The organism is Aliarcobacter vitoriensis (assembly GCF_003316695.1).
GTDB classification, from domain to species: Bacteria; Campylobacterota; Campylobacteria; order Campylobacterales; family Arcobacteraceae; genus Aliarcobacter; species Aliarcobacter vitoriensis.
Window position 1 is genome coordinate 24,356 of the sequence record NZ_PDKB01000019.1, and the last position, 25,704, is coordinate 50,059.

Sequence of the window (25,704 nt, forward strand, 5' to 3'; positions counted from 1 at the left end):
CCATAATATTATATAATAGGGTATGAATTATATCAAAAATAAGATTAAATTATTAACTACAGGTGCCAATTTAGGTGAACCTGATTACCTTTTGTTTATTTTAGTGTCAATGTTAATTATAACAAGTATAATTTTTTCATATTCACTTACAATATATACGGTAGAATTTATGGGATATGGACAGTTTCATTATGTGTTCAGACAAGGATTAGTAGGTGTTTTTTGTATCTTTTTGATGTGGTCAATGGCAAGGCTAAATCCAGATAAAATAATGTTCAAAGTAGGAATAACACTTTTTATAGTGGGTTTTTTACTTATGGTTGCTATGCCATTTTTACCAGCTTCTTTGGTAACTGCTTCTGGGGGAGCAAATAGATGGATAAGATTACCAGGATTTTCTCTATCTCCTATTGAACTTTTTAAAATAGGATTTATATATTTTATTTCTTGGTCATTTTATAGAAAAGTTATTCACCAGCCAAAACAAGGACTTTTTGGAGATTTATTACTCTTATCGCCTTATTTTTTACTATTTTTTGTAGTTGTATTTATAGTTGCATTTTTACAAAAAGATTTAGGGCAAGTTGTACTTTTGGCTTCGATTATGCTTATTTTAATACTATTTGCAAATAGGTCTTTTAAGATTATTTTAGTTTTATTTGTTGTAGCTATTGTAGGTTTTTTAGGGCTTATTATAGCTGCACCACATAGGATAAATAGGATACATTCTTGGTGGTCTATGGTGCAAGATGGAATATTGTCTGTTTTACCAGCATCCTTAGAACCATATTTAAGAATTAAAAACTTACCAGAACCATATCAAGTTTCGCACTCTTTAAATGCTATTCATAATGGAGATTTTTTTGGTCAAGGTATCGGAAATGGTAATTTAAAAATGGGATTTTTATCAGAAGTTCACACGGATTTTGTTTTAGCTGGAATTACTGAAGAGATAGGTTGGATAGGATTTTTTTGTATTGTTTTTATACTATTTTTAATTATTTTAAGAATTTTCAGAATTAGTAGAAATGTTGAAAATAAAGTATATTATCTTTTTACAACTGGAGTTGCATTGATGATAATTATAGCTTTTTTGATAAACTCTTCTGGGGTTGCAGGGATTATCCCTATTAAAGGTATTGCTGTACCATTTTTATCTTATGGTGGTTCTTCTTTATTGACGACTTCCTTTGCTATTGGTTTGGTTTTATCAATAAGTAGAACATCAAAAAAACAAATTCCACAAAAAAATATTCCGAAACCAAAAGTTAATCAAAGGATTATAATAAGATGAAAAAAGAGTATATTGTTGTAACTGGTGGTGGAACTGGAGGGCATTTAAAAGTTGCAGATGCTTTTATAGAAGAGCTAATAAATAGAGATTTTAATGTCATTTTTATAGGTTCTACAAAGGGACAAGATAAAGCTTGGTTTGAAAATGATAGAAGATTGAGTGAAGCATTTTTTTTAGATACTAGTGGAGTTGTAAATAAAAAAGGTTTAAGTAAGATATTGTCTTTGACAAATATGTTTTCAAAATCTTTAGAGTGTTTAAAAATATATAATAAATTTAAAGTAAAAAAAGTTATTTCTGTTGGAGGCTTTTCAGCTGCTCCTGCTAGTTTTGCAGCTATTTTTAAGAGAAATTGTAGCTTTTTTATACATGAACAAAACTCTAAAATGGGAAAATTAAATCAAATTACATCAAAGTTTGCAAGACAGATTTATTCGTCTTTTTTAGAAAATTCAAAAGTTAAAGATTATCCTGTTGATTTAAAGTTTTTTGAAAACTCAAGAATAAGAAAAGAGATAAAAACAATAGCATTTTTTGGTGGTTCACAAGGTGCAATAGCTATCAACAATTTTGCACTAAAAGTTGCACCAAAACTAAATGAAATGGGAATAAAAATAATTCATCAAACTGGTAAAAATGACTTTGAAAGAGTAAAAGATTTTTATCAGCAAAATAGTATAAATGCTGATGTTTTTGATTTTACAAAAGATATTATGAGTAAAATGAATGAAGCAGATTTTTGTGTAAGCAGGGCTGGAGCTTCTACACTTTTTGAGCTTTGTGCAAACAATCTACCAACATTTTTTATACCTTTTAAATATGCTGCAGCAAATCATCAATATTTTAATGCAAAAGAACTTTTTGATAAAAAATTATGTTTTTTGCAAATAGAAGATGAACTTGATGAAAACTACTTTTTCCCTTGCCTAAATAGTGATATTGAAAAAATAAGCACTGGTTTAAAAGATATTATCAAACCAAATGCTATAAAAAATATTGTTGATGATATTTTAGAATATTAAGAGAATCAAAACCCCAAAAAATATTCTATAAATTCCAAAAGCTACAAAAGTAAATTTTTCTAAAAATTTTAAAAATAGCTTTATTACCAAATAAGCAACTACAAATGATACTACAAATCCAACAGCTAGATTTAATAAATTTCCATCTTGTAGTATTTCATTATGATGTTTATATATATCATAAAAAGTTGTTGCACACATCACAGGAACTGCAAGTAAAAATGAAAATTCAGCACTTGCTTTTCTGTTTAATCCGACAAGCATCGCACCTATTATACTTGCTCCTGCTCGACTAGCTCCTGGGATTAATGCAAGAATTTGAGCAATTCCGATGAATATTGCTTGTTTTAAACTCACTTTTTCTACATCATCAATCAATGGTTGTTTATCATCGTAAAAAAACTTTTCAACTATTAAAAAGATTATCCCCCCAATTATAAATGCCCAAGCAACTATTGTTATACTAAATAAACTTTTTATTTGACTTGCAAATAAAAAACCAACAGCACCAATTGGAATAAATGCAATAGCTATTTTTACCCAAAGATTGATATGCTTAAATGTAAATTTTGATGGATATACAAAAACTAAAGCCATAATTGCTGCAAATTGGATAATTATCTCAAAAGCTTTATTTACATTGTTTTGTTCAATTCCTAAGAATTTACTTAAAACTATTAAATGTCCAGTTGAAGATACTGGTATAAACTCTGTAACTCCTTCAAGAATTCCTAGCCAAATTGCGTCTAATATTGTCATAAAATAATTCCTTTTTCTTTTGTAAGTTTTAAAAATAGTTTTAAGGCTCTTTTTTCTTTATATCCCAAATCATAATCTATTTTTTTTAGATAATTTAAAATATTTTGTTTTGAAATACCACTTCTTTTTGAGTATATATCTAAAATATATTGTGGGATTTTTATATGTTTTTTGTTAAAGTTTTTTGTGATTTTCTTAAGTCTATTTTCGTGTTTGTTGTAGCATAATACTGCAAAAACAAATGGTAATTTATATTTTTTTTGCCATGTTTTTGCTAAGTCAATAATCCTTTCATCTTTATTTTCACAATAAAATTTCAAAGCTTTATCACCAATGATTACTTCACCATCAAGCTCTAAAACTTTTGCTAGTGCATTTGAAGTTTTTGATTGAAAATCATCTTTTGAAACTCTATTTGGCAAAACTAAAACGGATAAAACTTCATCTCTTGCGACTATTCCAAAATCCAAAAACTTTTCATTTCTTGAGCCAATAGATGAGATAAATGCACTATGAACTCTTCTTTTTTTGAAATTGTTTGTTATAACTGATGGATAAGATTTTTTATATTCTATACTTGACCTAAGTTGGTTCGATTTTATATTTTTTTTGATATAAATATGAAAGGGTAATAAGTTTATAAAATCAATTTTTGAAAATATCATAAAATTGTTGCCTTAAAATGTTTTAAAATTAAGTCGATATAATAGTATAAAGATAATTAGAAAGGATTAAAATGGTAAAAGTCGAATTTTTAGGTCCTATAAATAAAGAAGATATAAATTTAGATATTAAAAATTTAAAAGAATTAAGTTTAATTTTAAAAGATGATGAAAGTATCTCTTCTTGGCTTGAAACTTGTGCAGTTGCAGTAAATGATACTTTAGTTTTTTCAAAAAATTATGAGTTAAAAAGTGGAGATAAAATATCTTTGTTGCCACCAGTTTGTGGGGGTTGATAGTGTTTAGTGAAGATTTACAAATACATAAAGACGATTTACCAGTAGAAAAAATTCATAATGCTTGGTATGAAAAATATATAAATCTAAATTATGGAGCATTTATAACTTTTGTTGGAATTGTAAGAGATGAAAATAGTATCGAAGGTTTATCTTTTGATATTTATGAACCTATTTTAAAATCATGGTTTAACTCTTGGCAAGAAAAAGCTAAAAAACAAAATGCAATAGTTTTTATGGCTCATAGCTTGGGAGATGTAAAAAATCATCAAAGTTCATATATAGCTGGAGTTTGTAGTCCAAAAAGACGAGTTGCTTTGGAGCTAATTGATGAATTTGTAGAGGATTTTAAAGCAAATGCTCCAATTTGGAAATATGATATTTTAAATGGCAAAAGAGTTTATGCAGAAGATAGAAGTCAAAAAATAAATGGTGCAGGAATATTGCTATGAAAGATATAAAAAGAGTAGATTTGCACAATCACACAATTTTGTGTAATCACGCTACAGGAACAGTTTTTGATTATGTAGAAAAAGCTATAAAACTGGGTATAGATGAGTATGGATTTTCATGTCATGCCCCTATGAATTATGACCCAAAATATAGAATGAGTTTATCTCAAAAAGATATTTATGAAAGATGGATAAAAGAGGCAAAAGATTTTTATAAAGACAAAATAAAAATTCTTTTTGCATACGAAGTAGATTATTTAGATGGGTTTTTACTTGATGATATAATAAATGCTAAAGTTGATTATCTAATAGGTTCTGTTCACTTTTTAAAAAATAAAGATGATATGTGGGGATTTGATAATCCAGAATTTATAGGAGTTTATGAGTCAAAAGATATAGATGGTATTTGGCAAGAGTATTTTAATGCAATTGAATCTATGGCAAAAACTCAACTTTTTGATGTTGTTGGACATTTTGATTTGATAAAAGTTTTTAAATTTTTACCAAAAAAAGATGTGAGAATTTTGGCAAAAGATGCTTTAAATCAGATAAAAAAATCAAATATGGTTTTAGAGATAAATCCAGCAGGTTTACGAAAACCAATAGGAGAAACATATCCATCAAAACAGCTTTTAGAAGTGGCTTTTGATATGGGAATAAATATAACATTTGGATCAGATGCCCATAGCGTAGAACATATTGGTTTTGGATATGAAGAGGCTACAAATTTGGCAAAAGAGATAGGTTTTACAAAATGTATGACTTTTGAAAATAAAGATAGAAAATTGGTGAATTTTTAATATATTACTCCATAATAAAATAAATTAATTTTAGCCACATTTTTACCATCAATTTTTGTTTGAAATTTATGAAGACATACATCGTATGTTGAGTAAAATTTGGACAAAAAGAATGTGTAAATAATGTGAGAGAAAACATCAAAATGTTAGTTTTATTATAAATATTTTTTGCGTTGAAAGTTATCGCTTACACAATGGTAAGCTTCTATCTTTCGCCTTAAAAATACTCACAATAAAACTACTAAAATTTCATTTATTTTATTTGTGGAGTAATAGTATAAATCAAGAATTTTGTTTTAATTTGGTAAAATATCAGCTTAAATTTTTTGGAGATAAACAGATGGGAAAATTTGTAAATAGTATAGATGAGTTTAAAAGTTTTTGTAGTGAAAATGAAGTGAAATTTGTAGATTTTAGATTTACTGATATGAAAGGTATGTGGCATCATGTTACATATAATTATAAAGCAATAAATGAAGATTTATTAGCAAATGGTATGCCTTTTGATGGTTCATCAATAGATGCTTGGCAACCAATTCATAAATCAGATATGATTTTAAAACCAGATGTTCCAACTGCATTTTTAGATCCATTTACAGCTGATAGTACAATAGTTGTAATCTGTGATGTTTATGATATTTACAAAGGACAAATGTATGAAAAATGTCCACGATCAATAGCTAAAAAAGCAGTAGAGTATTTAGCAGAAGCAAATATTGGTGATGTTGCATATTTTGGACCTGAAAATGAGTTTTTCATTTTTGATGATGTAAAAATTAAAGATAGTGTAAATGAGTCATCTTTTAGAGTTGATAGTGAAGATGGTGAATGGAATGACTCTCGAGATTATGAAGGTGGAAATATAGGACATAGAGCAAGATTAAAAGGTGGATATTTCCCTGTTGCTCCTATTGATAATGGTGTTGATTTAAGAGCTGAAATGATGCAAGTTTTAGAGCAAGTTGGTCTTGAAGTTACTCTAGGTCACCATGAAGTTGCTCAAGGACAACACGAAATAGGAATTGTATTTGGTGATTTAATTGAAGCTAGTGATAATGTTCAAAAATTAAAGTATGTAATTAAAATGGTTGCACATTTAAATGGAAAATCAGCAACATTTATGCCAAAACCACTTTATGGAGATAATGGAAGTGGTATGCACGTTCACCAAAGTATTTGGAAAGATGGTAAAAATCTTTTCTATAAACAAGGTGAATATGGAAACTTAAGTGATATGGCAAGATGGTATATTGGAGGTATTTTTAAACATGCACGAGCTGTTGCAGCATTTACAAATCCATCTACAAACTCTTACAAAAGATTAATTCCAGGATTTGAAGCACCCTCAATTTTAACTTACTCTTCACAAAATAGAAGTGCATCTTGTAGAATTCCTTATGGAGCAGGTGAAAAATCAACAAGAGTAGAGATGAGATTCCCTGATTCTACTTCTTGTCCATATTTAGCATTTTCATCTATGCTTATGGCAGGAATTGATGGAATAAAAAATAAATATGAGCCAATAGGACCTATGGATGATGATTTATTTGAGTTATCGTTAGATGAGATTAGAGAGCGAGATATCCCTCAAATGCCTCATACTTTGAGAGGTTCATTGGAAGCACTTATTAGATATAATGAATTCTTGAAACCTGTATTTACAAAAGAGATGATAGATACTTATCAACACTATAAGTTCTCAACACAAGTTTGGCCTTATGAAGCTAGACCTACACCTTTTGAATTTAAAACTATGTACTCTTGCTAAAAAGCTATGGATTTAATCCATAGCTTTTTTATACTGTTTCTTCAATAACTATTATTACTTTTATATTCTTTTAAGTTTAATATATTAATATTTCATTTACTTTTTGATAATTAATATACCAATTATTAAAATGTAAAAAATCAAGATAAATTTCCCTAAAGATTTATCGAAATTTTAATCAAAAATTTAACAAAAAGGACAGGTATGAATATACGAATTGCTAAGACAGTAGCAACTGCTTTACTAGTATGCGGGGGGGGGTAACCTACTAAGTGCTAATGAAACTACAAAACTTGATGATATTCAAGTTGTAACTACTGCTGGTGGATATGAACAAAATATCGCCGATGCTGCTGCAACAATTTCAGTTATTACAGCTGAAGAAATCGAAAAAAAATCATTTACAGATGTAACAGATGTTTTAAAAAATGTACCAGGCGTTTATGTAAATGGTGGTGGAAGTAACCAATCTATATCTATTAGAGGTATGAGTGCTGATTATACTTTATATTTAATAGATGGAAGACCTATGCAAGATAATCAAGCATTCTCTCCAAATGGTAGCCATGCTGGGAATCCTATTAATTTTTTACCTCCATTAGAAGCTATTGAAAGAATTGAAGTTATAAGAGGACCTGCTTCATCTTTATATGGTTCAAATGCTATGGGTGGAGTTATAAATATTATCACAAAAAAACACTCTGATAGAGTAACTGCTAATATAAATGTAGAGTATTTAAAAGCTGATTCATCAAACAAAGTAAATAATGACTCAAAAAATGTTAGTACATTTATAAATGTTCCAGTAGTAAAAGATTTATTGTCTGTACAATTAACAGCAGGAATTTTAGATACAGATGAAAGTAATTATGCAAGTAGTGGAGCTTTGAAAGCTGGTTCAGATCCTGATTACAAAAGAACTAATGTTGGTGGTAAAGTTATATTAACTCCAAATGAACATAATACAATCACAGCTGGATATACATATAAAATTCAAGAAAGAACATCTAATCCTTGTAAAAGTATTGCTTGCGAAGGTTCATTTAGAGGTAGTACAGCAAATGGATATAGTGTAGATGCAAATGGAAATATATTGGATTCAAATGGTAGAGCAGTTGGTTGGGATGGAAAAATTTCTAAAGGTACAGTTACAGGTAAACAAAAAAATTCTTCTTCTTTTCAAAAATCAATAAATTATAATTATGATTTAACTCATGAATTAAAATATGATGAGTTTTTATTAAATTCATATTTAACTTATGAAAAATCACAAAATCCAACAAGAGCAAATTCTAGAACTGGAAATGGTATTGAAATGGATACTATTACAGCAAATTCTCAAGGTACATACTTTTTTGATACAAACTCTTTAACTATTGGAGCAAACTATAAAAAAGAAAATCTTGAAGATGGTGCTACAAATGCTATTACAGTTGGTGGCGTAACTGATGATAGTATTACTAAAATGGAAAGGTATCAATGGGCATTATTTGCTGAGGATACTTGGAGTGTAACCGATGATTTGGCTTTAACTTTAAGTGGAAGATTTGATAGAAATGAATTTTTTGGAAGTAATTTTTCTCCAAAAGCTTATGCTGTTTATAGCTTAACAGATAATTTAAACTTAAAAGGTGGAGTTACAACTGGATATAAAGCACCAAGTTTAAGACAAGCTGCTCCTAATTTTGCTGGAATTTCTGGTGGCGGAGGTCCTGCTGTTGCAATGGTTGGTAATCCAGATTTAAAACCAGAAAAAAGTAGAAATTATGAGTTAGGATTTGCTTATGATAATTCAGATTTAGGATTTGGAACAAGTTTAATGGTATTTCAAACAGATTATAAAAATAAAGTTCAATCAAGAGATGGTACTGATATTTTACCAGGTGATGCGAAACAATATTGGTATAAAGGTGAATATTATGGAGGAGGAGTTAAGTTCTATGAAAATGTTGATAAAGCAGAAATTAAAGGTTTAGAACTTACAACAGATTGGAATATTTTAGATAATTTAAAATATAGACATTCTTATACATATACAGATAGTGAACAAAAGTCAGGGGCAAATGTTGGAAAACCTTTAAATAATATTTCTAAACATATGTTTAATGCTGGATTAGATTTTGATGTAACTTCTAAAGTTTTATTATGGACACAAGCAAATTATAGGGGTAAGACTGCTGGTAGTGGAACTAGTGCTAGTAAAACACCATCTTATACATTTGTTGATTTAGGAGCAGTTTATAAATATGATAAAAATTTAAGTTTTAATGCAGGTGTTTATAATATAGCTAATAAAAATGTTTTAGATGATGGAAACTCAAATGTTTTAGATGGTAGAAGATATAGCGTTGCTATGAATTTGAAATTCTAAAATAATTAAAAATATTCATTCCCAAGTATTGGCGACATTTGGGAAGTAGATCAAACGCCATTTATTTTCATTTTCGACAAATAGTCGAAACTTTTCTTTTTTTATTGCAGGTTTTTTAGGATAAACCTGCAATTTTAATAATATAAATATATTAGTAGATTAAACTGTCGTATTTCCACAATGTCCACATTTTTTAGCAGCTACTGGAATATCCATAGCACAATCATCACAAGCTTTTGTTTTTGGTGTTTCTTCTTTTTCACCTTTTAATTTATTGTAAGATTTGATAAACATAAATACTACAAATCCTAAAATTATGAATGATATTGTATCATTCATAAATACACCAAGTTTTATTGCAGGTGCTCCTGCTGCTTCTAAAGCTGCTAAATTAGTATAAGAATTTCCATCAAGTGGTATAAACAATTGAGAAAAATCAACTCTTCCAAGTAATAGTCCAATTGGAGGCATTATTACATTTTCTACCATAGATTTTACAAATGTTGCAAATGCTGCACCAAATATAAAACCTATTGCCATATCAACTACATTTCCAGAAATAAGAAATTTTTTAAACTCTTTAAACATTTTCGTCCTTTTTGATTTTTTGAGATTATATTTAAAAATAGGTTTATAGATAATAAAAGTGTTTATTTTTTATAAAATAATCAATAAATAATCCTTTGATTACAACTTAATTACAGCTTAAAACTATATAACCCCATATTTATAAAATAAAGAGTAAATTGCCAAAAATATAAATTGGGGAAATGTAAATGAACAATTTAAAATTAAGAAATAAAATCTTTTTGATATTAGTTTTACCAATGATGGCAATTTTTATGCTCTCTTCTGTTTTGATTTTTGAGAAATATGAAAAAGTTGTAGATATGAATAAAACTTCTAGTTACATAGACTTTACAGTTGAAATCTCACAATTTCTAAAAGATTTACAACAAGAAAGAGAAATCGCAGTTTTATATATAAAAAACTATGGAGATACAATATATAAAGAGAAGTTAGAAAATCAAATAAAAGTAAATATTACATCACAAAAAAAGTTAGAAGATTTTATAAATAATTTTGAATTGATTAAAAAAGATAAAAATTTGTTAGATAAACTTGATACTTTGAGAAAAAACATATCTTTAATAGATGAAAAAAGATCTAGTGCCTTGGATTTAAAACTAGATAGTAAAACTTTAGAAAATTTTTACAATGAAGTTATAACTAATTTAATATCTTTTTTTGATGAGTTATTGGTTTATTCAAAAAGTAAGGATTTACTGAAAGCTTCTCAAACATATATTTCAATCATAAGTATAATAGAAAAAACATATAAAGAGAAAGATTTAATAAGAAATATTTTCAACTACAATACAATTTCAAATAAAGATTATAATAGTTTTATATCTTTGTTGATTTTTCAAGATTCAGATATAAACGAATTAAAAGAGAATTTGACAAAAGAACAATTGGAGTATGTTTATAAAAGATTTGAAGATGATATTTTTAAAAAGATTGAAGATTCAAGAAGAGTTATATTTTTAAAAATAGAAAAGGAGAGCATTATAAACACTATAAAAGATGGACTAGGATATGGTGGATTGATTCATTTGTATAAAGATTTTATTTTAACAAGTGATGAAAATATTTTAAATCAAATACAAAGAAATCATACAAAAACATTAAGAGCAATAAAAGATTATCAAAAATTAGAACATTTAGATGAAGAAAAAGAACTTTTAAATGATATTCAAAGTGCAATAGACTTATATATGTCAAAGGCTTTTAATAGTGAATATTTGGAAGACACAAAAGAGTTAGATTTAAAAACTCTAAAAGCTTTAGAATTTTTATCAAAAAATATATATGGTGCAAATATTCAAGATTGGGAAAATAGTTCTTTACAAAAGATACAAATACTAGAAGAGATAAAAGAGAAAATTGTAAATGATACACTGTTGTTTATTGATACAAATGTAAAAGAAGGTGATACTCAAATATTATTATTTTTTGTATCTTTGATAGTTTTAACTTTATTAATTTTTCTTGTAATTATGATAATGACGAGTAATGTTACGAAATCTATTAAAAAATTTGAGAATAATCTAAATCAATTTTTTTCTTACTCTATGAAAGAAAAAGATGAAATAAAGTTAAATAAACTTGAAGGTAAAGATGAGTTTGCTTTGATGACAAGAAATATGAATGAGCAAGTTGTAAAAATAGAACAAATAACTCAAAATGATAAACAAGCCATTCTTGAAATAGCAGATGTTATAGGAAAAGTTAATAATGGTTTTTTTGAATACTCTATAAAAGCTAAACCATCTACAAAAGAGTTACAAACTTTAGTAGAAATAATAAATAAAATGTTAGATAGAACAAGATTGAAAATAGATAATTTAAATTTTTTATTGAGCCAATATAGTGAAGGAAACTACAAATTTAAGTTAGATGAGATTCATACAAAAGGGATGTATGGAGATTTTGGAATACTTTGTAATTCAACTATACTTTTAGGGCAATCTTCATCACAATTAATTGCTATGATTACAAATGCTGGAAAGAAATTGGAAGAGAATACGAAAATTTTAACTAACTCATCAAATGAATTGGCTATTTCATCTTCAAATCAAGCTTCATCTTTGAAACAAACTTCCGCTTCTCTTGAAGAAATAACACAAAATTTAAAAAAGAACAATGAAAATATGAATAAGATGCAATTAATTGCTGATGAATTAAATGTTGCTGTAATACAAGGAGGTAAATCCGCAAATCAAACTTTTAATTCAATGGATGAAATAAGTAAAAAAGTAAAAGCTATAAATGAAGCTATAACTGTAATTGACCAAATAGCTTTTCAAACAAATATATTAAGTTTAAATGCGGCAGTTGAAGCAGCAACGGCTGGAGAAGTAGGCAAAGGATTTGCAGTTGTTGCTAGTGAAGTAAGAGAGTTGGCAAATAAAAGTGCAAATGCTGCAAAAGAGATAAAAGATTTGGTTGAAAGTGCAAATATTGAAACAAATGATGGAAAAATAGTTGCTGATACTATGATAAAAGGTTATGAAAATCTAACTTCAAAGATATTAGAAACAAAAGATATTATTCACAATGTAACTTTATTTAGTAAAGAGCAAGATATTGAAATTGTACAGATAAATGAAACAGTTTCAAGGCTAGATTTTGCTACACAAGAAAATGCTAAAACAGCTTCAAATATTGATAAATTATCAAATGAAGTTTCACTTTTATCAGATAAATTACTTCAAATTACATCACAATCGAAAATAGAAGATAAATATTATGAAATGGTTGAAAATGTAGAATTAATTAAAGAAATTTCAAGATATAAAAATGATCATATAAATTTCAAAAAAAGATATTTCAAAACTTTAGATAAATTTGAAGATTGTATGATAGATAATTGTAGAATGTGTAATTTAGGAAAATGGATAGTAAGTTGTGAGAGTAAAAAAGAGATTTTTGTAAAGGATGAAAAATGGCAAAATTTAAAAACTAACCATGAAAATATGCATAATAAAATACAAGAATATATAAGTCAAAATGCAAGTAGAGTAGAAAATCAAGTTTTACGAAAAATAGCAAATCAAGTAGAAGAAAACACAATAAAAGTTTTTGATAGTTTAAATGATATTTTGTATCTTGAATCAAGAAATTATAAAAAATAGCACAAGCTATTTTCTACTATTTTACTATTTGGTGAAGTTTAGAACATTGTCCTAAATATGTATCCATACCACACATATCATTCATAATATCTTGAAAACTATGAGCATTTGCATTATAAACATAAACAAAAATTTCATCGCCTTTTTTTAAGAAGTTTTTTTTACCAAAATCTGTATATGTTGTTGCACCTGCTGCTATAACTATACCTTTTGCAGAATGTGCATATTTTAAAAATTGTCCCAATTCTTCCAATGGTCCACAATCCTCTTGGCAATTTAGCATATCAACCATCCAGTTTTTAAGTTTGTGGAAAAAGTAACTATAAGATTTTACAGAGCAAGTTGTACCATAATCATAAACTATACCATCTCTTTTTATAAATGAAGCAATATGATATTTGCTTAAAATACCATTTTCACTAAAATCATCAATAGGAATAATATCTTGTGATATTCCTTTTGTTTTAGCTCCCCAATTTTTTTTAGTGCTTAATTTATTTCCATTTTGAACTCTTATCGAACAGTCATTAAATGCACTAAAATATTTTGGTATGATATCTACAACTTTATCATCTTCATATACAAAATCACATATTAAAGCTACTTCAGCTTCTATTTGTAGATTATCTGCTTCTCTTTCATGAGTTAAGATAATATCATCACATAGAGGATAAGTTCCTAAAAAGCTATTATGACCTTTTATATAAAATGGGAAAAGTCCTTTTGGTGCACCTTCTTCTTTTGTTTTTATTATTGAAAACTCATCAGCTTCACCTGCTGCATTTAAATGCCCTGCAAAATTTCCTGCAACAGCAAAACCTAAGTAATCTTTTAAATCTTCAATTAAATTCATCATAAATCCCAATACATTTTTTTGAATTGACATAATAGCAAAGTTTTTAGTTAATAAAGTTCAAAAAAGGGATATAGTTTACGAAGTTAAGGTAAATTTAAGAGATTTTACAAAAGGTGTTACCTTTTGTAAAATTATTATTTAATTGATCTCCATTTAGCTGGACCAGTTGTGTGAATAGAATTTCCTTGCGTATCAACTGCAACCGTTACAGGCATATCTTTTACTTCAAACTCATAAATAGCTTCCATTCCAAGCTCTTCAAAAGCCAAAGTTTTAGCTCCTTTTATTGATTGAGCAATCAAATATGCAGCTCCACCAGTTGCAATTAAATATATAGATTTATACTCTTTTATTAAGTCAATTGTAGGTTGTTTTCTCTCACCTTTTCCAATCATACCCATAATACCAATATCCATCATATCTTTTGTAAATTTATCCATTCTTGTAGATGTTGTTGGTCCTGCAGGTCCTACAACTTCATCTCTAACTGGATCAACTGGTCCAACATAGTAGATGAATTTGTCTTTTAAATCTACACCATTTGGAAGAGGCTTACCTTCATTTTTGTATTCAACTATTTTTTTATGAGCAGCATCACGTGCAGTTAAAATTTTTCCTGAAAGTAAAAGAGTATCTCCTGATTTGAATTGAGATAAGTTCTCTTTTGTTAAATCTTCAATATTTACTCTTTTAATTGTATCCATTGGAAGTTCAATATCTGGCCAAAGATTTAAATCTGGTTTATCAAATTTAGCTGCTCCATTACCATCTAATTCAAAATGAATATGTCTTGTTGCTGCACAGTTTGGAATCATAGCAACAGGTAATGAAGCGGCGTGACATGGGTAATCTAAGATTTTAACATCTAAAACAGTTGTTAATCCACCAAGTCCTTGTGCTCCAATTCCAAGTTTATTTATATCTTCATAAAGTTTTAATCTTAACTCTTCAAGAGGATTTTGAGCCCCTCTTGCCTTTAATTCGTGGATATCAACATGTCCCATTAAAGACTCTTTTGCAAGTAACATAGCTTTCTCAGGGTTTCCACCAATTCCGATACCTAAAATACCAGGAGGACACCATCCCGCACCCATATCTTTTACATTTGCCATAACCCAGTCATATATACTATCAGATGGATTTAAAACTGTAAATTTAGATTTATTTTCACTTCCTCCACCTTTTGCAGCAACAGTGATTTCTAATTTATCAGAGTTATCTGTTGAGATATGAATAACAGCTGGAGTATTATTTTTTGTATTTACTCTTTTTCCAGCAGGGTCTGAAACAACCGAAAATCTAAGAGTATTATCTGGATCTGTATAACCTTTTGCCACACCTTCATTTAAAACATCTTCTAAATTTCTACTTAAATCTAAGTTTGCTTTTAAACCAATTTTTACAAAAATATTTACACTTCCTGTATCTTGACAAAGGGGTCTATGACCCATAGCACACATTTTTGAATTAATTAATATTTGTCCAATAGCATTTTTTGCAGATTCACTTTGTTCTTTTTCATAAGCTTCAACCATCCCTTTTACAAAATCCTCTGGATGATAAAAAGAGATGTATTGACAGGCTGATGCAACCGAATCAATAATATCTTGTTCTGTGATTTTTTTGCTCATAAGTTTTCCTTTTTTTGTTTTATAAACCTTGAAATTATATCAATGCAGTTTTAAAGATAGGCTTTTTCTAAGCTATAAATTAGGATATTTTACAAAATTGTTTAGTTTAGAAATATCTTTTAAAATAAAAAAGCTACCCTTTAAAAAGAGTAGCTTTAAGAAATTAAAAATTAAGCAAAAAATCTTTTTTCTGCTTCATCTTGTAGTTTAACTCCAGAGAATTTAGCTCTTTGAACTAATTCCCAAAAATATCTATAAGTTGCTCTATCATGTAACTCTCCATCATATTGGATTGGTCCCCATTCTGCATCTTGAGCTTTTATTAAAATATTTTGTGCAGCTTCAAGTTCTGTAAAATCTGGTTTCATTGCATCAACTATAGCTTGAACTTGTGTTGGATAAATTGACCACATTCTCATAAATCCAAACTCATTTCTAGCACGTTCAGCATCTTTATATGTTTGATATGGATTTTTAAGGTCAAGTGTTACATTGTGGCAAGGAATTACACAATTTTGAATAGCAGCTTGTGCAACTCTTGCTTTTGCAGCACCTATTAATCTATGTTCAAATTGTCCAGGACTTCTCATATTTATTGCAGGAATCGCTCCTTGATAACCACTTACAAAGTCCATTAAACCAAAATCAAGCACTTGTAACCAAGGTAAAGTTGCGATTTTTTCAACATCTTGTAAAGCACCGTGAGTTTCTATAAGTACGTGAATTGGAATCTCTTTTTTAATTCCAGCTTTTTTTGCAACACTTTGAATATACTCTATTTGAGTTTTAGCATCTTCATAACAAGTTGATTTTGGTAAAGTGATATATGCTAAATGTTCTCCAGCACCAGTAACTAAAATATCAACATCTTGTCTCCAGTCAGGATGTGAATGATCATGGATTCGTGTACCTGCCATTTTATACGGGTTTTCACTTGAATTTACAACTCTAACTATCATATTTGCGTGTTCAACTTCTTTTCCAGTTTCAGCACCATCTTCACAATCACAAGTAATGTCAAAAACAGGACCTAGTTTTTTTTGCATCTCAAAACCTTTTAGGATTAGCTTTTCGCTTCCTGCAAAGTGTTCACAAGTTGGAATAATTGGTAAAGATTTACCAGATTCAAATAAAGCTTCTTTTGGGTGTGTCATTGTTTTTTTTCCTTTTCTATTGAATTTAATTTTTTATTTTTTTGTAGATTTTTTTGGGATTACAACTGTGTAATCCAAATCTAAAATAACATTTGGTAAATACTTACCATCCTCATCTTTTGCATTTTCAATCTCTTTTGGAGTTTTATTTTTAAGTGCAATAGTTCTAAGTCTTAAAAGTCCTAAATCTTCTCTTTTATGCTCAATTTTCTCTAAAATTTCAGTATAAGCATATATTGTATCTCCTGCATAAGTTGGATTGCAGTGATTTCCACTATTTATTGCATATATCCATTGTGCATTTTGAAGTCCATTAAAAGATATTGTTCTTGCCGTTGATATAACAATTCCTCCATACATCAATCTTTGTTGCATTGGAGTAGATTTCATCATATGGTCATTGAAGTGTACTTTTGCATTGTTTTGATATAACTTTGTTGCTAAAGTATGGTCACTATTATCAATTGTAATTCCTTCTGGATGGTTTAATCTTTCTTTTTCTTCATAATCTTCAAAAAAATACTTCCCACCAGTAGCATCTGTATCAACTACTTTTATTGTCGGAATGTTTATTTCATCTAAAATTGGTGTTGAACTTCCAAAAGTTGGAATTTCATTTATATCACTCTTTGTTGAATGGTCTTTTTTATGAACCATAACCCATCTTTTTAAATTTAAAACTTCATTTCCATATTGATTTACACCAATAGAATGAACATATACAACTCCACTTTTTCCATTTGAATTCTCTTTTAATCCTATAACTGTTGAAGTCATACTAACCGTATCTCCAACAAATACAGGATTAGCAAATGATATTTCAGCATAACCTAAATTTGCAATAGCATTTAAAGATATATCTTGAACTGTTTTTCCAAATGTTAAATGAAACATCAAAATATCATCTAATGGTTTTTTTTCATATCCAATTTGTTTTGCAACAACATCGCTAGAGTGAAGAGCAAATCTTGAACCAGTGAAAGCAATATATAAAGATACATCACCATCACTGATTGTTCTTGGAAGTGGATGAACTATTTTTTGTCCGATTTGAAAATCTTCAAAATAGTTACCAAAATTAATTTTTGACACATTCTCTCCTTATTTATTAAATAAATTTTGCCCTAAAGCTTTATAAGTTTCATATAACTTAATCATCTTTCTAGCCCATTTAATTCTTGATGAATCTACAAGTTTATTATTATGTAAAATTACCTCTTTACCTTCTCTTGTGGCTTCTTCATATTTTGCAATCATATCTTCATAATCTTCTACTTCACTTTGTTTTGGAGTAAAAATATCGTTAATATATTCAATTTGTACTGGATGTACTAAAGATTTTCCATCAAATCCTAGATTAAATGCATCTTTTGTCGAGTCCTCACAAGCAAATTCATCATGAACATCAAAATGTGGTCCATCAATCACAGTTTTTCCATAAGCTTTAGCTGCAAGTGCAATTTGAGATAGATAAGTAACGATTGCTTTTGAACCTCTTTTTATATCTATTTGAAGTCTATTTGCTAATTTATTTGAACCTACTACAACAACTTCAACTTTAGGACTAGCTGCACAAATTTCTTGAATATTTAAAACAGATAATGGAGTTTCAATCATAATCATAAGTGTAAGATTTGGATTTACTTCATTTATTAATTTTACAGCTTCCAAAACATCTTCTTTTGAGTCAATTTTAGAGAATAATAAACCATCAATTTCTAACTCTTTTGCTAAAGCTAAATCTTTTTTCAAATCTTCACTTATTAAATTATTTATTCTTAAAACTCTTTCGCTTTCTCCAAAGTTTGAATTAAACTCTTTGAATACTTCTCTTAAAGTTTCTCTTCCCGCTTCTCTTTGCTCCGATAAAATAGCTTCTAAATCAAAAATCACTGTATCAGCTAGAATCGATTTTGCTTTTTCAACATTGTGTTTATTGTATGCTGGAACCAAAATCATAGATCGTCTAGCTTTATATTCTATAACTTCTTCACCTTTAACAACAGCTCTTTCTAAATCATGTAAATCTTTTACAAGTTGTTTTCTAAGAACTTTTCCATTCTTTGTTCTTGGATAATCTGTCATTGTAAAGATTCTTTTTGGAGCTTTATATTTTGCTAGGTTATTTTGTGAGAATTTTAAAATCTCTTCTTCTTTTTCTTTACTAATTGGTGAATGCCCAATAACAGCAATAGCAACTAAAGTTTTATCTTTTTCAATATCAAGTCCGAAAGCAACACAATCAGCAACATCATCGTGAGTTTTTACAACTCTTTCAATTTCGTGTGGACTTACTCTAAAGCCAAAAGTATTGATAATATCATCTTTTCTTCCAATGAACCAAATATATCCATCTTTATCTTTTTTCGCATAATCTCCTGTAAAGAAATATCCATCATGTCTTGATTTTGCTGTTTCATCTTCTAATTGCCAGTATTCTAAAAATAATCCAGGGTCATCTTCTCCTATACAAATCATTCCTTCTTCTTCAACACCAACTTCTTCTAAAGTTTCGGGATTTAAAAGTTTTACAATATGTCCTGGTTGTGCAAATCCAGCACTTCCTGGTCTTATAGGATTATTTTTTGAGTGTGAGATATAGTAAGAACATTCACTCATTCCAATAGCTTCAAAAATATCTTGTTTAAATCTTTCTCTCCAAAGTCCTAACATTTCATCACTTAAATGTTCTCCAGCACTCATACAATATCTTAAGCTTGGGCAATCTTCGAGTTTAAAGTCTGTTTTTTGGATAATTTGTCTATATATTGTAGGTACTCCAATAAATATTGTACATTGGTGTTTTTTTATCAAATTTATCCAAGTTGAGGCATCATTTCCACCTTCATATGCAATAACTGTATGACCATTGTATAATGGATCCATTAATGCTGAACCTAAAACATAAGTCCAGTTAAATTTCCCAGAGTGCATAATTCTATCATTCTCTTTAAAATCGAACCAAAAATCAGTAGCAGGTTTTCTTCCTATTAATGAACGATGAGAGTGTAAAACACCTTTTGGATAACCAGTTGTCCCAGAAGTATATACTAAATATGCTGGTTCTCCTGATTTTGAATTGTAGTGTTTTGGTGTTGAATCTATATCTTTAAAAATTTGATTTAAAGCATAAACATTTATACCTTTAGGTGCTTTAAAATCTTCAACGCTATCAACTCCTGCAACAACAATAGTTTTTAAATTATCAAGATTTTCTAAATATGGAACCAAGTTTTCATACATAGTTGCACTCATAACAATAGCTTTTGCTTGAGAATCTTCAGCAAGATATTTAACCTCACTACCACTTAAAAGAGTCGAAGTTGGAACTGCAATAATTCCAGCTTTCATAACCCCAAAGAATGAAATAGGGTAAGCTAAAGAGTTTTTTAAACATACTAAAACTCTATCTCTTGGTTCTAATCCAATTCCTTTAAAGAAATTTGCAACTTGATCTGATTTTGTAGCTAAATCTTTGTAAGTGATTGTATCAGTACCAAGTTTATCATCTTCAATTATCATAGCTACGCTATTTTCTTTATTTGTCCCTATATGTTTGCTTGTACAAGCGACACCAATATTTAAAAATTCTGGTACTTCTAATTTAATTGTTTGACTCATTATAAAACTCCTTGTTATATTACAACTGACCGTATGGCCAATTTTCTTTAAATGTGTGTAATGGCATTTTGTTTAGAACTGATAGTGCAAATAATTCATCTTCTTTTGATAAGCTATTTAGTGCATAAGCTCTTAAAATATTTTGCAAAGATTTTCCAAACATCGGAGGATCAAGCATCTCTCCTTCATATCTTATCGCACCACTTAAAAGAGCATCAGCTTCAAGTGCAGCTTTCAAAATAGATACATCTTTTTCAATTTCATTTGGAGATGGAGTAAATGCAACTTTACAAATATTTATATGATTTGGAGTGATAACTTGTTTTCCTGTTAATCCCATAGCATTTTCTCTTAAAGCATGTGCATAAACATGTTTACTAGCTTCATCTCCATGTAAATCTAACCATCTTCTAATATCTTTTTTTTCAACACAATTATCAGGTAAAGAGTGAGGAGTAAGTAGAACTTCAACTCCACCAATTACACCTTTCCCTTTTATTCTTGCTTCCATTGTAAGTATGTTGAAAAACGTTTGTAATTCATCAATCCAACCTTTTGGAGTTATTTTATATGCCATCGCTTTTGAAAAATCATGAATTCCAAATACAATATGTTTTACTGTTGAGTGCTCCATTAGTCTATCTGCAATTTGGAGTGATTTTGGGTGTTCAACAATCGGTTGAATAGTAAGTTTACTTCCAATAGATACTAACCAAGATGATAAATCTCTTATTTCAGCACTTCCATAAACTTCTCCAGCTTTTGCCAAAACTATCACATCAATATATTGGTGTATTTGTTTTAACATTTTTAAATCCTCTTCATACTCTTCAGTTCTAAAAGGATTTATTCTTACAGCTATTTGAAAATCTCTTTGTGGGAATTTTGGTAACTCTTGAATTAGAAGCTCTCTACTCATGGCTTTTTGTCTACAGCCATCTTCTAAGTCAAATAAAACTGTATGAGCTTTTGTTTTATAAGCATGTTTTTGGAGTCTTAATTTTGCTTGTTCCATTGTTTCATAAGAACCATCAAGAGGATTATATTTAATTGGAGGGTAGTATATTTGAATACCTGGCCAATAACCACCTAAAACTGGTGTTAAATCATCTTTTTCTGTTAATTTAGATAAATCAATAGCAGAAGTCATCATTTTTTCAACCTTTCTATATTTTACAAATTCATTTTATATACAAAAGATATTATACATAAAACTAATACAGAAGTTATACACAAATTAAAATGAATAAATTTTATATCTTTTGAAATAGTAAATAAATTTAAGTTTAGTTTAATAAAATGCTTTAAAGTCCAGAAATAGGGCTATATGTCTTGTAAAAAGTTCAAATTCCTAAAATAATCTTTTAAAAATGGCTTTGAAACTTTCTCAAAACTATCAATATCTTGATATAAATTTATAAAAAACTCAAAATCTATGTTGTAATTTTTTAAAGTTTCTATTGAAAGTAGAGTGTCATTTATACAACCAAGTTTTGAAGGAGTTATTAAAAATGTTTTGCAATTAAACTCTTTTATCAAATCAATCATAAAAAAATCTTTTTTTATAGGTACAAACAATCCCCCAGCACCTTCAATTATCAAAATATCACAAAAATTTTGTAGATATTCTTTTTTCTCTTTTAAAAATTCTATATCTATAGGTGTATCTTTTTTTGCTACATAAGGTGCTGCTGGAAGTTCAAATTGATATGGAACGATATCATTCATAGAAAAATTCTTAAAATTTGGATTTAGTTCTTTTGTTAATTCAAACATTTTACTACCATCAATAGGTTTATTGTTTATAACTCCTGTTTCAATAGGTTTGAAATATCCTACTTTATAACCTTGTTTAGCAAAATATTTTAAAAATTTCTCACAAGCATAGGTTTTTCCAATATCTGTATTTGTAGCAGTTATAAATATAGTTTTAGAAGGTTTTATATTATTTTTCATAAATAATCTCTTTTTTGTTATAATTTGGCGATTTTTAGAAAATGATTTTATCATAAATTATAAGGGTTTAATGTGAGTAATGAAATAGAAATAGAATTAAGTGATGAGATAGAGTTACAAGAGCCAAAAAAATATAATGTTTTTTTATTGAATGATGATTATTCAACTATGGATTTTGTAATTGATGTTTTGATAAAAGTTTTTAGAAAAAATTTAAATGAAGCAGAAGCCATAATGCTAAGTGTTCATAATAATGGAAAAGGACTTTGTGGAGTTTATACTTATGAAATAGCTAGTACTAAAGTTGCACAAGTAAAAACTATGGGTAGAGATAAAGGCTTTCCTTTAAAAGCTGTAATGGAAGAAGAATAAAAATGATAAGTAAAGAGTTAAGACACATTTTTGCACAAGCTGTTGGTTATGCAAAAACTAATAAACATGAATATTTAACAGTAGAACACATATTTTTAATGTTGATAAATGATTTAACAATTGAAGGGTTATTTATAGATTTAGGGCTAAATTCTCAAGAATTATTTGAAGAATTGAAAAAATATATAGATGAAACTACTCCAAAAGTACCTGAAGATATTAATGATGAACCAATAGAAACTTTAGCTTTATCTTCAACTATAGAATATATGGTGGCTCATGCTCAAGGGAGTGGAAAACAAAATGCAAGTGTTGAAGATATGTTTGTTGCAATTTTAAAAGATGAAAAAGCATATTCTACATATTTATTGAGAAAATATGGAGTTCAAAGAGTTGATATTTTAGAAGAAATTTCGCACAAAGATGATGAAGAAAAAAGTGAAGAAACTTCTCAAAATGATAAAATTTTAGAACAAAATTCTAGTGAACTTGTTCATATTGCTACAAAAGGTCAAATTGACCCAGTTATTGGTAGAGATAAGGAGTTAAATAGAGTTATTGAAATTTTAGGACGAAGAAAGAAAAATAATCCTATTTTAGTTGGGGAACCTGGTGTTGGAAAAACAGCTATTACTGAAGGTTTAGCTTTAAAAATTGCTAATAAAGAAGTTCCACCATTTTTAGAAGATTCAAAAGTTTTTTCACTTGATATGGGTTCATTAGTAGCTGGTACAAAATATAGAGGAGATTTTGAAAAAAAATTAAAATCTTTGCTAAAAGAGATTTCAAAAATTCCAAATGCAATTTTGTTTATAGATGAAATTCATACCATTGTAGGAGCTGGAAGTGTAGGTGGAAGTGCAATGGATGCTTCAAATATACTAAAACCACTTTTAGCAAATGGAAAATTAAGATGTATTGGAGCTACTACTTTTGCAGAGTTTAGAAATGATTTTTCAAAAGATAAAGCACTAAGTAGAAGATTTGCAAAAGTTGATATAAATGAACCATCTATTGAAGACTCTATATTGATTTTAGAAGGCTTAAAATCAAAATATGAAGAGTATCATAAAGTAAAATATTCAAAAAGTGCCATACAAAGTGCAGTTGAACTTAGTAAAAAATATATTCAAGATAGATTTTTACCAGATTGTGCGATAGATGTAATAGATGAGGTTGGTGCCGCTAAAAAAATAGAATTATCAAAAACTTTAAAAACACAAAATGATTCAAATATTACAATAAGTGCAAAAGATATTGAGGAAACTATTTCTAAAATGGCACATATTCCATTACGAAGTGCTACAAAATCAGATTTAAGCTTACTTAAAAATTTAGAAAAAAATATGCAAAAAAGAGTTTTTGGGCAAGATTTAGCAATTACAACTATTGTTCAATCAATTAAAAGAAATAAAGCTGGATTAGGTTTGGATAAAAAACCTATAGGAAGTTTTTTATTTACAGGTCCTACTGGAGTTGGAAAAACAGAAGTTGCTAAAGAGTTATCATTACAATTAGGAATTCACTTTGAAAGATTTGATATGAGTGAATATATGGAAGCTCATACAGTTTCAAGACTTATTGGAGCACCTGCTGGATATGTTGGTTTTGAACAAGGTGGACTTTTAACTGAAGCTATAAGAAAACATCCACATTCAGTATTATTACTTGATGAAATTGAAAAAGCACATCCTGATTTGATGTCTATTTTACTTCAAGTTATGGATAATGCACAATTGACTGATAATAGTGGTAATAAAGCAGATTTTCAAAATATTATTTTGATTATGACTTCAAATTTAGGTGCAACTGAAGCAAATGTTATGGGGTTTGCAAAAAATGAGAAATTAAATGAAAATAAAGCAATAAACAAATTTTTTGCTCCTGAATTTAGAAATAGACTTGATGCAGTTGTAACCTTTGATAGTTTATCTTTGGAAATTGTTTCAAAAGTTGTTTGCAAATTTATAGAAGATTTGGAACAAAAACTTGAAGATAAGAAGATAAAAATAGAAATTAGTAAAAAAGCAACTGATGAATTGGCAAAATTAGGTTATGATAAATCTATGGGAGCAAGACCATTAAATAAGGTTATCTCAGAGAAAATTAAAAATGTTTTAACAGATGAAATACTATTTGGAAAGCTAAAAAAAGGTGGAATTGTAAAAATAGATTTCAAAGATGAATTTATTTTTGAATATGAAAGTTTATAACACAATTATTTTACAATTTATTTGATACAATTCCAAACAAAAAATAAAGGTATGATATGAAAAAGGGTTTAATTATAACTGCAACTACATTATTGTTATTATCTGGCTGTACAGAAGATAAACAAGAGCAAAAAGTTGAACAATCAACTAAAACGCAAGTGAAGCAAGAAGTTAATGTAGCAGTTGAACAAGAAAAAGAAAAAATTGTAGAAGAAGTTAAAAAAATAGAAGAAAAAAGTACTGATACACAACAAGAAAAAAAAGAAGAAGCAAAAATAGATTTAAAAGTTGAAGATACAAATTTAGCAGATGCAGAAACTATGTTTAAAACATGTGCATCATGTCATGGAACAAAAGGCGAAAAAGAAGCTTTAGGAAAATCTCAAGCAATAGCTGGATGGGATAAAGACAGAACAATAAAAGCTTTAAATGGTTATAAAGATGGAACTTATGGTGGTGTTATGAAAGGAATTATGAAACCTCATGTTGAAACAAAAACACCAGAACAAATTGATGTTTTAGCAGATTTTATCTCAAAACTATAATATATATAGATAAAAGAAAGTTCTTTTATCTATAAAAACTCTTATAAAATCGAATATTAAACAATTATTATTTGTAAATTCAGAAATTTAAGCCAATATTAAGCGCTAACCCCTTGACAAAGACAGAAAAAGCGATTATAATTCCCGTCCAATTTGACCAGAGATGGTTAAAATAATCCGGCATAGCTCAGCGGTAGAGTAGATGACTGTTAATCATTTGGTCCCTGGTTCGAT

At 28.3% G+C, this 25,704-nt stretch carries 21 protein-coding genes; 11 read left to right on the forward strand and 10 right to left on the reverse strand.

From position 1 onward, the window contains the following. The first annotated feature begins 22 nt into the window (after positions 1 to 22). Together CRU91_RS10215 and CRU91_RS10220 are read left to right on the forward strand one after the other, a co-directional pair. On the forward strand, positions 23 to 1,294 hold the full coding sequence (locus CRU91_RS10215; protein WP_113895124.1) for an FtsW/RodA/SpoVE family cell cycle protein: 1,272 nt from the start codon (positions 23 to 25) through the stop codon (positions 1,292 to 1,294). Continuing rightward, positions 1,291 to 2,316, forward strand: coding sequence for a UDP-N-acetylglucosamine--N-acetylmuramyl-(pentapeptide) pyrophosphoryl-undecaprenol N-acetylglucosamine transferase (locus CRU91_RS10220; RefSeq protein WP_113895125.1), 1,026 nt, complete (start codon positions 1,291 to 1,293; stop codon positions 2,314 to 2,316). Before CRU91_RS10215 ends, CRU91_RS10220 begins: the two co-directional genes overlap by 4 nt. Here the strand turns inward: CRU91_RS10220 and CRU91_RS10225 are convergent. Together CRU91_RS10225 and CRU91_RS10230 are read right to left on the reverse strand one after the other, a co-directional pair. Next, on the reverse strand, positions 2,305 to 3,075 hold the full coding sequence (locus tag CRU91_RS10225) for an undecaprenyl-diphosphate phosphatase (RefSeq protein ID WP_113895126.1): 771 nt from the start codon (positions 3,073 to 3,075) through the stop codon (positions 2,305 to 2,307). The two genes, CRU91_RS10220 and CRU91_RS10225, sit on opposite strands and share 12 nt — an antisense overlap. After that, entirely contained in the window at positions 3,072 to 3,740 is a 669-nt protein-coding gene (locus tag CRU91_RS10230; RefSeq protein WP_113895127.1) for an MqnA/MqnD/SBP family protein, read from the reverse strand. The genes CRU91_RS10225 and CRU91_RS10230 overlap by 4 nt, the downstream gene beginning before the upstream one ends. A gap of 71 nt (positions 3,741 to 3,811) precedes the next feature. On the opposite strand from CRU91_RS10230, the gene CRU91_RS10235 reads away from it, so the two are divergent. From CRU91_RS10235 to CRU91_RS12520, 5 genes are all read left to right on the forward strand, one after another. Beyond that, complete coding sequence (locus CRU91_RS10235; protein WP_113895128.1) at positions 3,812 to 4,033, forward strand: MoaD/ThiS family protein; 222 nt, start codon at positions 3,812 to 3,814, stop codon at positions 4,031 to 4,033. Positions 4,034 to 4,035: 2 nt separating this feature from the next. Then, on the forward strand, positions 4,036 to 4,485 hold the full coding sequence (locus tag CRU91_RS10240; protein WP_113895129.1) for a molybdopterin synthase catalytic subunit: 450 nt from the start codon (positions 4,036 to 4,038) through the stop codon (positions 4,483 to 4,485). After that, a complete protein-coding gene (hisJ, locus tag CRU91_RS10245) occupies positions 4,482 to 5,285 on the forward strand; it encodes a histidinol-phosphatase HisJ (RefSeq protein ID WP_113895130.1) in 804 nt (267 codons plus the stop codon). Before CRU91_RS10240 ends, hisJ begins: the two co-directional genes overlap by 4 nt. Positions 5,286 to 5,625: 340 nt before the next feature. Next, entirely contained in the window at positions 5,626 to 7,053 is a 1,428-nt protein-coding gene (gene glnA, locus CRU91_RS10250) for a type I glutamate--ammonia ligase (protein WP_113895131.1), read from the forward strand. Positions 7,054 to 7,438: 385 nt separating this feature from the next. After that, positions 7,439 to 9,424, forward strand: a complete 1,986-nt coding sequence (locus tag CRU91_RS12520; protein ID WP_235826997.1) for a TonB-dependent receptor domain-containing protein — start codon at positions 7,439 to 7,441, stop codon at positions 9,422 to 9,424. 159 nt (positions 9,425 to 9,583) lie between these two features. On the opposite strand, the gene mscL is transcribed toward CRU91_RS12520, so the two are convergent. Continuing rightward, the gene (gene mscL, locus CRU91_RS10260; RefSeq protein ID WP_113895133.1) at positions 9,584 to 10,012 is read right to left on the reverse strand and encodes a large conductance mechanosensitive channel protein MscL; all 429 of its coding nucleotides are present in this window, start codon (positions 10,010 to 10,012) and stop codon (positions 9,584 to 9,586) included. Between the two features lie 188 nt (positions 10,013 to 10,200). Here mscL and CRU91_RS10265 point away from each other — a divergent pair, with 188 nt between their 5' ends. Next, complete coding sequence (locus tag CRU91_RS10265; RefSeq protein WP_113895134.1) at positions 10,201 to 13,122, forward strand: methyl-accepting chemotaxis protein; 2,922 nt, start codon at positions 10,201 to 10,203, stop codon at positions 13,120 to 13,122. A gap of 16 nt (positions 13,123 to 13,138) precedes the next feature. Here the strand turns inward: CRU91_RS10265 and CRU91_RS10270 are convergent, their stop codons facing one another. The 7 genes from CRU91_RS10270 to bioD all read right to left on the reverse strand — a co-directional run bounded on the left by CRU91_RS10270 (position 13,139) and on the right by bioD (position 22,340). Then, positions 13,139 to 13,975, reverse strand: a complete 837-nt coding sequence (locus CRU91_RS10270) for a DUF5718 family protein (protein WP_113895135.1) — start codon at positions 13,973 to 13,975, stop codon at positions 13,139 to 13,141. A gap of 137 nt (positions 13,976 to 14,112) precedes the next feature. Beyond that, complete coding sequence (locus tag CRU91_RS10275; RefSeq protein WP_113895136.1) at positions 14,113 to 15,609, reverse strand: fumarate hydratase; 1,497 nt, start codon at positions 15,607 to 15,609, stop codon at positions 14,113 to 14,115. Between the two features lie 170 nt (positions 15,610 to 15,779). After that, the gene (locus tag CRU91_RS10280) at positions 15,780 to 16,763 is read right to left on the reverse strand and encodes an HpcH/HpaI aldolase/citrate lyase family protein (RefSeq protein WP_113895137.1); all 984 of its coding nucleotides are present in this window, start codon (positions 16,761 to 16,763) and stop codon (positions 15,780 to 15,782) included. A 33-nt stretch (positions 16,764 to 16,796) separates the two neighbouring features. Then, positions 16,797 to 17,855, reverse strand: a complete 1,059-nt coding sequence (locus CRU91_RS10285; RefSeq protein WP_113895138.1) for a MaoC family dehydratase — start codon at positions 17,853 to 17,855, stop codon at positions 16,797 to 16,799. Positions 17,856 to 17,864: 9 nt separating this feature from the next. Beyond that, positions 17,865 to 20,384: an aldolase/citrate lyase family protein gene (locus CRU91_RS10290; protein WP_113895139.1), complete on the reverse strand. Its 2,520-nt coding sequence runs from the start codon at positions 20,382 to 20,384 to the stop codon at positions 17,865 to 17,867. Between the two features lie 19 nt (positions 20,385 to 20,403). Continuing rightward, positions 20,404 to 21,537, reverse strand: a complete 1,134-nt coding sequence (locus CRU91_RS10295; protein WP_222718456.1) for an HpcH/HpaI aldolase/citrate lyase family protein — start codon at positions 21,535 to 21,537, stop codon at positions 20,404 to 20,406. Between the two features lie 170 nt (positions 21,538 to 21,707). Then, complete coding sequence (bioD, locus tag CRU91_RS10300; RefSeq protein ID WP_113895140.1) at positions 21,708 to 22,340, reverse strand: dethiobiotin synthase; 633 nt, start codon at positions 22,338 to 22,340, stop codon at positions 21,708 to 21,710. Positions 22,341 to 22,412: 72 nt separating this feature from the next. Here bioD and CRU91_RS10305 point away from each other — a divergent pair, with 72 nt between their 5' ends. From CRU91_RS10305 to CRU91_RS10315, 3 genes are read left to right on the forward strand one after another with little or no spacing between them, the layout of a single operon-like run. Further along, positions 22,413 to 22,712, forward strand: coding sequence for an ATP-dependent Clp protease adaptor ClpS (locus CRU91_RS10305; RefSeq protein ID WP_113895141.1), 300 nt, complete (start codon positions 22,413 to 22,415; stop codon positions 22,710 to 22,712). A gap of 2 nt (positions 22,713 to 22,714) precedes the next feature. Beyond that, positions 22,715 to 24,925, forward strand: a complete 2,211-nt coding sequence (gene clpA / locus CRU91_RS10310) for an ATP-dependent Clp protease ATP-binding subunit ClpA (RefSeq protein WP_113895142.1) — start codon at positions 22,715 to 22,717, stop codon at positions 24,923 to 24,925. A 56-nt stretch (positions 24,926 to 24,981) separates the two neighbouring features. Continuing rightward, a complete protein-coding gene (locus CRU91_RS10315) occupies positions 24,982 to 25,470 on the forward strand; it encodes a c-type cytochrome (RefSeq protein WP_113895143.1) in 489 nt (162 codons plus the stop codon). Positions 25,471 to 25,704 lie beyond the last annotated feature (234 nt).

Coding starts and splice junctions, on each gene's coding strand:
- hisJ (WP_113895130.1), top strand. CDS start 4,482: ATGAAAGATATAAAAAGAGTAGATTTGCACAATCACACAATTTTGTGT.
- mscL (WP_113895133.1), bottom strand. CDS start 10,012: ATGTTTAAAGAGTTTAAAAAATTTCTTATTTCTGGAAATGTAGTTGAT.
- clpA (WP_113895142.1), top strand. CDS start 22,715: ATGATAAGTAAAGAGTTAAGACACATTTTTGCACAAGCTGTTGGTTAT.
- CRU91_RS10295 (WP_222718456.1), bottom strand. CDS start 21,537: ATGATGACTTCTGCTATTGATTTATCTAAATTAACAGAAAAAGATGAT.
- CRU91_RS10275 (WP_113895136.1), bottom strand. CDS start 15,609: ATGAGCAAAAAAATCACAGAACAAGATATTATTGATTCGGTTGCATCA.
- CRU91_RS10270 (WP_113895135.1), bottom strand. CDS start 13,975: ATGAATTTAATTGAAGATTTAAAAGATTACTTAGGTTTTGCTGTTGCA.
- CRU91_RS10315 (WP_113895143.1), top strand. CDS start 24,982: ATGAAAAAGGGTTTAATTATAACTGCAACTACATTATTGTTATTATCT.
- CRU91_RS10280 (WP_113895137.1), bottom strand. CDS start 16,763: ATGACACACCCAAAAGAAGCTTTATTTGAATCTGGTAAATCTTTACCA.
- CRU91_RS10265 (WP_113895134.1), top strand. CDS start 10,201: ATGAACAATTTAAAATTAAGAAATAAAATCTTTTTGATATTAGTTTTA.
- CRU91_RS10290 (WP_113895139.1), bottom strand. CDS start 20,384: ATGAGTCAAACAATTAAATTAGAAGTACCAGAATTTTTAAATATTGGT.
- CRU91_RS10230 (WP_113895127.1), bottom strand. CDS start 3,740: ATGATATTTTCAAAAATTGATTTTATAAACTTATTACCCTTTCATATT.
- bioD (WP_113895140.1), bottom strand. CDS start 22,340: ATGAAAAATAATATAAAACCTTCTAAAACTATATTTATAACTGCTACA.
- CRU91_RS10215 (WP_113895124.1), top strand. CDS start 23: ATGAATTATATCAAAAATAAGATTAAATTATTAACTACAGGTGCCAAT.
- CRU91_RS10225 (WP_113895126.1), bottom strand. CDS start 3,075: ATGACAATATTAGACGCAATTTGGCTAGGAATTCTTGAAGGAGTTACA.
- CRU91_RS10235 (WP_113895128.1), top strand. CDS start 3,812: ATGGTAAAAGTCGAATTTTTAGGTCCTATAAATAAAGAAGATATAAAT.
- glnA (WP_113895131.1), top strand. CDS start 5,626: ATGGGAAAATTTGTAAATAGTATAGATGAGTTTAAAAGTTTTTGTAGT.
- CRU91_RS10220 (WP_113895125.1), top strand. CDS start 1,291: ATGAAAAAAGAGTATATTGTTGTAACTGGTGGTGGAACTGGAGGGCAT.